The 5,999-nt window shown below is 36.6% G+C and carries 7 protein-coding genes; all 7 read left to right on the top strand.

Annotated features, from left to right (window positions below; genetic code table 11):
- The coding region (locus tag AB1488_10735; GenBank protein MEW6410564.1) for an aminotransferase class III-fold pyridoxal phosphate-dependent enzyme at positions 1 to 738 on the top strand (738 nt) is incomplete at its 5' end.
- A gap of 31 nt (positions 739 to 769) precedes the next feature.
- Positions 770 to 1,810: a UDP-2,4-diacetamido-2,4,6-trideoxy-beta-L-altropyranose hydrolase gene (pseG, locus tag AB1488_10740; protein ID MEW6410565.1), complete on the top strand. Its 1,041-nt coding sequence runs from the start codon at positions 770 to 772 to the stop codon at positions 1,808 to 1,810.
- 13 nt (positions 1,811 to 1,823) lie between these two features.
- The gene (locus tag AB1488_10745; protein MEW6410566.1) at positions 1,824 to 2,267 is read left to right on the top strand and encodes a nucleotidyltransferase domain-containing protein; all 444 of its coding nucleotides are present in this window, start codon (positions 1,824 to 1,826) and stop codon (positions 2,265 to 2,267) included.
- Positions 2,231 to 2,662, top strand: coding sequence for a DUF86 domain-containing protein (locus tag AB1488_10750; GenBank protein MEW6410567.1), 432 nt, complete (start codon positions 2,231 to 2,233; stop codon positions 2,660 to 2,662). Before AB1488_10745 ends, AB1488_10750 begins: the two co-directional genes overlap by 37 nt.
- Before the next feature lie 157 nt (positions 2,663 to 2,819).
- Positions 2,820 to 4,154: a formyltransferase family protein gene (locus AB1488_10755; protein ID MEW6410568.1), complete on the top strand. Its 1,335-nt coding sequence runs from the start codon at positions 2,820 to 2,822 to the stop codon at positions 4,152 to 4,154.
- Between the two features lie 222 nt (positions 4,155 to 4,376).
- Positions 4,377 to 4,694 (top strand): GIY-YIG nuclease family protein, encoded by a 318-nt coding sequence (locus tag AB1488_10760; protein MEW6410569.1) that lies wholly within the window; start codon positions 4,377 to 4,379, stop codon positions 4,692 to 4,694.
- Between the two features lie 127 nt (positions 4,695 to 4,821).
- Positions 4,822 to 5,925, top strand: a complete 1,104-nt coding sequence (pseI, locus tag AB1488_10765; GenBank protein ID MEW6410570.1) for a pseudaminic acid synthase — start codon at positions 4,822 to 4,824, stop codon at positions 5,923 to 5,925.
- The last annotated feature ends 74 nt before the right edge of the window (positions 5,926 to 5,999 follow it).

Below are 5,999 nucleotides of genomic sequence, written 5' to 3' on the forward strand. Positions count from 1 at the left end.
GCAGTCATAATGGAGCCTGTTGGTGTTGTTGAACCTGAAGATAGTTTTCTTGAGGAGGTTAAAGATATAACCCATGAAAATGGGGCGCTTCTTATATTTGATGAAATAATAACAGGTTTCAGACTCAGCCTTGGAGGTGCTCAGGAATATTATAAAGTTATCCCTGACCTTGCTTGCTTTGGAAAGGCAATGGCAAATGGTATGCCAATCTCAGCAGTTGTCGGAAGAAGAGAAATCATGGAGATATTTGAAGAGATATTTTTTTCCTTTACCTTTGGTGGAGAAGTACTATCCTTGGCAGCATCAATAGCCACAATAAACGAGATAAAGGGGAAAGATGTAATTAAGCATATCTGGAGATTAGGTAGGATACTTAAAGACGGATATAACGAACTATCTAAAAAACATGGTTTAGAGTCATACACATCATGTATCGGGTTACCACCAAGGACTGTTATTACATTTACCCCGCACATAAGCATAAGTGCGGGGTTCAAAGATGCACAGGGGAATGAGTCCTTAGAGATGAAAACGCTGTTTCAGCAGGAAACCATAAAAAGAGGAATATTGTTCAGTGGTAGCCAGAACATCTGTTATTCCCATTCTGATGAAGATATTGACTATACCTTGAAGGTATATGATGAGGCGTTTAAAGTCCTGAGTAGAGCTATCGAGGATGGAGACTTTATGAAATATATCGAAGGAGAAATTGTTCAGCCAGTGTTTAGAAAGGCATAGAAATGGTAATACTGATAATCTCAGTTCAATAATGAATAAAACAGTTTGCATACGAGTTGATGGTTCAGTAGAGATAGGCACAGGGCATATTATCAGATGTCTTTCTCTCGCGGATGAGTTATCGGTGAAAGGATATAAAACAATATTTTGTACAAGAGAATTTGAACAGGGACTGGTAAAGAAAATCTTAGATAGAGGTTATAAGGTCTCAGTCATTGATGTTGACGCCACATTGGAAGAAGATAAAAAACACCTCATCAATTTTGCTAAATCACATAATACTAAGATAATAATTACAGATAACTACCATTTCAGAAATAACTATCTCAGGGGTCTAAAAGAAAATTTTAAGGTTCTGGTAAGTATTGATGATATTGGAGATACTTTTTTCTACAGTGATATTCTTATAAACCAGAATATAAATGCAACTCCAGAAATGTACGATGGTAAAACCAAAAATGGGACTAAACTGCTTTTGGGTCCTACTTATGCGATGCTGAGACCTGAGTTTAAGAAATATCATAACCAGCCAAGAGAGTCTGGTAAGGTAAAAAATATACTTGTTACACTTGGTGGAGGTGACCCTGAGAACCAGACACTGAAAGTACTAAAGGCATTGGAAATGGTCAGAGGTGATTTTTCTGTTACTACGGTTATTGGCGTGAGTAACCGTAATAGAGCGATTATTAGAGATTATGTTGCAACAGTTAGGAAAGATATTAAGTTGCTTGAAAATGTTTCCGATATGGCAGAGTTGATGCGCGAAGCAGATATAGCCATAGGTGCCGGTGGGTCTACAAGTTGGGAATTTTGCTGTCTCGGGATACCGATGATTGTTATCTTTTTTGCAGACAACCAAAGAGGAATTGCTGAGGGGCTTTATGAAAGAGGGATTGCGATAAATCTTGGTTATTATAAATATATAAGTGAGAATGATATAAAGGTTGCAGTGGAGAATTTAATAAATAATCCTTACAAAAGGGAGATAATGAGCCTAAAAGGTAAAGAGATTGTTGATGGTAAAGGTGCTGAGAGGGTTGTAGGAGAGATAATAAGAAGGATTAAGGATTAGAGGAGAGATAGATATGTCTATAGCAGAGAGATGGAAGGGATATAAAGATTTGCCTGAGAATATCATTGACAGACTCAATGATAGAAAAGAATTCTGGGAAAGAAATAAAGATGTACTTCTGGTATATCTGTTTGGCTCTTTATCTGAAAAAGGCAGTGGTAATGATATTGACCTTGCGATACTTTTTGAGAAAAGAGCCTCTTATAGAAGGATTACCGAACTACTGGAGGATTTATACAAAATTCTTGGCACTCAAAGGATAGATATAGTGGATTTAGGAAGGGCGAGTCCTGTATTTAAGTTTGATGTGCTAAAGACTGGTAAACTTCTTTTTGCAAGAGATACAGAAATACTTAACAACTTTGAACATAAAGTCATTAAAGAACATATGGATATGGGTTATCTCAGGAGGATTCAGAAGTGGTATTTAAGAGAGAAAGTATTGAACAAAGGCTGAAAAAACTCATAGAGCTTTATAAGTTTTTTGACCTTCATAAATCAATAACCTTTGAGCGGTTACAGAAAGATATAACACTTAGCTTTGCGGTTGAAAGGGCATCTGCTCTTGCTGCTGAAATAATTATAGATGTGCTTGCACATATACTTTCATCTGATAGCAATATTTTCCCTGATACATATGAAGAGACAATAAAGTTATCATATAGAAATAAAATAATCTCAGAGAAATTATATAAAAATATTAAAGGACTTGGAGGCTATAGAAATATTCTGATTCACGAATATCTGGTGCTTGATTATAATGAGGTATATAAAAATTTCAAGAAACTTGTTAAGGTGATTCCATCCTTTGAAAGAGAAATCCTACTTTATATAGACAGAAAAAGCAATTAAAAGAGAAGACTCATAATTAATTAACACTTTAAAAAAGAAAACTTAATCCTTACTCCTTAATTCTAAAAACTATGATGAGAAAAGTGAAGATAGGTAATCGGTGGGTAGGCGACGGAGAGCCTTGTTTTATAATTGCAGAGGCTGGAAGTAATAAATTATGTCAATGAAAATATTATTTCTTGGTGGCAATATGGCAAAAGGCCTTGCAGACTGGCTTGAACAGCAAGGAGAAACAGTGATATACAGAGAAGATAAAGTCACTATTGATGATCTAATACAAATAAGTCCTGATATGGTGGCAAGTTATAATTATAAGTATTTGATTTCACAAAAAATCATAGAACATGTTAAAGGTAACGCAATAAATTTGCATATCTCTTTATTGCCGTGGAATAAAGGAGCATATCCAAATATCTGGAGTTTTCTTGAGGATACACCAAAAGGTGTTACTATTCATTATATAGATGAAGGGGTAGATACAGGAGATATTATTGTTCAAAAGGAAGTTTTTATTGATGAAAATACTGAGACCTTGAAAAGCTCTTATGAAATTCTGCATAGAGAGATACAGACATTATTTAAAGAGAACTGGAGCATGATTAAAAATAACAAAATAATCTCCCAACCACAGACGGGGGGGGAAGCATGCACTTTAAAAGAGAATTTACAGAAATCGAGACATTTATCGGAGAGAAAGGGTTGGATACCCCTATCAGAGAACTTAAGAAACAATATACTTAATTTCTGGAATGAGAGGGCTATACTAAAAGAATATGCAGGCACTAAAGACTTAATTGCCAAAAAGATTGAAATAGAATCTATTGCACAATTTATATGTGATGGTTTGAATATTCTTGAAATAGGATGTGGGAATGGAATTACCGCTATTGAACTTGCTTCTCGCTTTAGAGTAAATATTACCGGCATAGATTTTTCTGAGAAGATGATTGAAGAAGCAAAAAAATTAGCCTCTAATTATACGATAAAAGGTGTTTTAAACTTTTTAGTTGGCGATGTTAGAAATTTGCCCAATTTTGCTCAGAAGTTTGATTTAGTATACACTGAGCGGGCGCTAATAAATCTTCCTGATTGGTTTTCACAGAGGCAGGCAATTATTGATATAACCAAACTTCTTGTTGAGGGGGGGTGTTACATTATGTGTGAGAATAGCCAGGATGGATTGGATAAAATTAACTTCCTTCGCCAAAAAATCGGACTATCATGCATTATTCCTCCTTGGCACAACAGGTATTTTAGGGATAGCGAGTTAGATGAATTCTGTATCCCTGGTGTTAAGATGGAAAAGGTTGTACACTTTAGTTCAACCTATTATTTTTTAAGTAGAGTTGTAAATGCGTGGCTTGCTATGAGTGAGGACAAAGAGCCTGAATATGATGCCCCTATTAATCGTCTTGCTCTAAAATTGCCATCTTGTTGTGGAAATATGGGACAAGGGAAGATATGGGTATGGAGAAAACTAAAAGAAAATTAATAGAAGGAGAAACTACTCATAAAGGGGCAATAACCTTTTATTTATAAAAAATCAGGATTTATTGAAGAGGGCAGGCTAAAAGAGTTTGTTTTTAAAGATGGCAGATGGTGTGATGTGATAGTGATGGGGATTATAAGCAGTTAACCCCAAATTATGCAAGGGTGTTGCAAGTTTGCTGTAAATCGTCATTCCCGCGAAAGCGGGAATCCAGAGAAAAGCTGTATGAAATGCTTCTATGTGTATATGCTCTGCAATAAACGAAATGGCACTTTGTATGTAGGAGTCACATCAGACTTGATCAAACGCGTGTACGAACATAAGAACGACTTAGCCGATAGTTTTACAAAGAAATACGCTGTTCACTCCCTTGTGTGGTATGAGATACATGACACAGCAAAAGCAGCCATTATAAGAGAGAAGCAGATAAAGAAATGGAAGCGGAAGTGGAAATTATCTCTCATAGAGAATGCCAATCCAGACTGGAACGATTTGTATGAGAGACTCACGAACAACCCTGGATTCCTGCTTCCGCAGGAATGACAGCACGGACAGAATGATAAATGCAACGATATGCTTTCACACGAATTCCTGAAGAACCTGCTTAATAACAGCATATATACCATCTTTAGAGAAATGGGAGACAAATTTTAAAACAAGGAGGAGAAAAATAGAAATCAATATAAAAGATAGAATTATAGGAGATAATCATCCTGTTTTCATAATAGCGGAATTATCAGCAAATCACCTGCAGAAATTTGACCTCGCTGTAGATACAATCAAAGCAATAAAAGAATCAGGTGCAGATGCTGTAAAGCTCCAGACATATACACCTGACACAATAACAATTGACTGCGATAATGAATACTTCCGGATAAAACAGGGCACAATATGGGATGGGAAAACGTTCTATCAACTTTATCAGGAGGCATATACTCCATGGGAATGGCAGCCTAAACTCAAAGAGATAGCAGAGGGGTTAGGGCTCTTTTGTTTTTCAAGTCCGTTTGATAAAACCGCAGTTGATTTTCTTGAAGGAATGAATGTCCCCGCATATAAAGTAGCATCTTTTGAGATAACTGATATTCCACTTATTGAGTACATCGCATCAAAGGGAAAGCCTGTGATTATATCTACTGGAATAGCAACACTTTCTGATATAGAAGAAGCTGTTAATGCGTGCAAAAGAATGGAGAATGAACAGATAGCCCTTCTAAAATGCATATCTGCATATCCTGCACCGCTTGAAGAAGTAAATTTAAGAACTATCCCGAATTTGAAGGGGGCATTTAAAACTGTTGTTGGTTTGTCAGACCATACATTAGGCATATTCGTCCCTATAGCTGCGGTAGCACTTGGAGCCAGAATAATAGAAAAACACTTCATATTAGACAGAAAATTAGGAGGGCCAGACTCTGCATTTTCCCTTGAGCCAGAAGAGTTTAAAGAAATGGTAAAAGCAGTTAAGGAAGTGGAAAAGGCTCTGGGACCTGCTTGCGCAAATAATGCAGGCAAGGAGATAAATTATGAATTGTCAGAAAAAGTGAAGAAAAGCAGAGAATTTTCCAGGTCGTTATTTGTAATAAAGGATGTTAAGGCAGGAGAACTCTTTACAGAAGAAAATGTTAAATCAATAAGGCCAGGAAACGGTTTACACCCAAAATATTTAAAAGACATACTCAATAAAAGAGCAGTGTGTGACATTAAAAAGGGGACGCCGATGAATTGGGAACTTGCCTGCCTGTGCGACACGCAGACAGGTGGGGTGAAATAGGGGGGACAGCTCAGTGATACACCTACAAAAAGTAAACCCCGTTAGAAGACTCCGCCTTCTAACGGGAAGGCTCA

It is taken from the genome of Nitrospirota bacterium, from assembly GCA_040756155.1.
Classification (GTDB): Bacteria; Nitrospirota; Thermodesulfovibrionia; order JACRGW01; family JBFLZU01; genus JBFLZU01.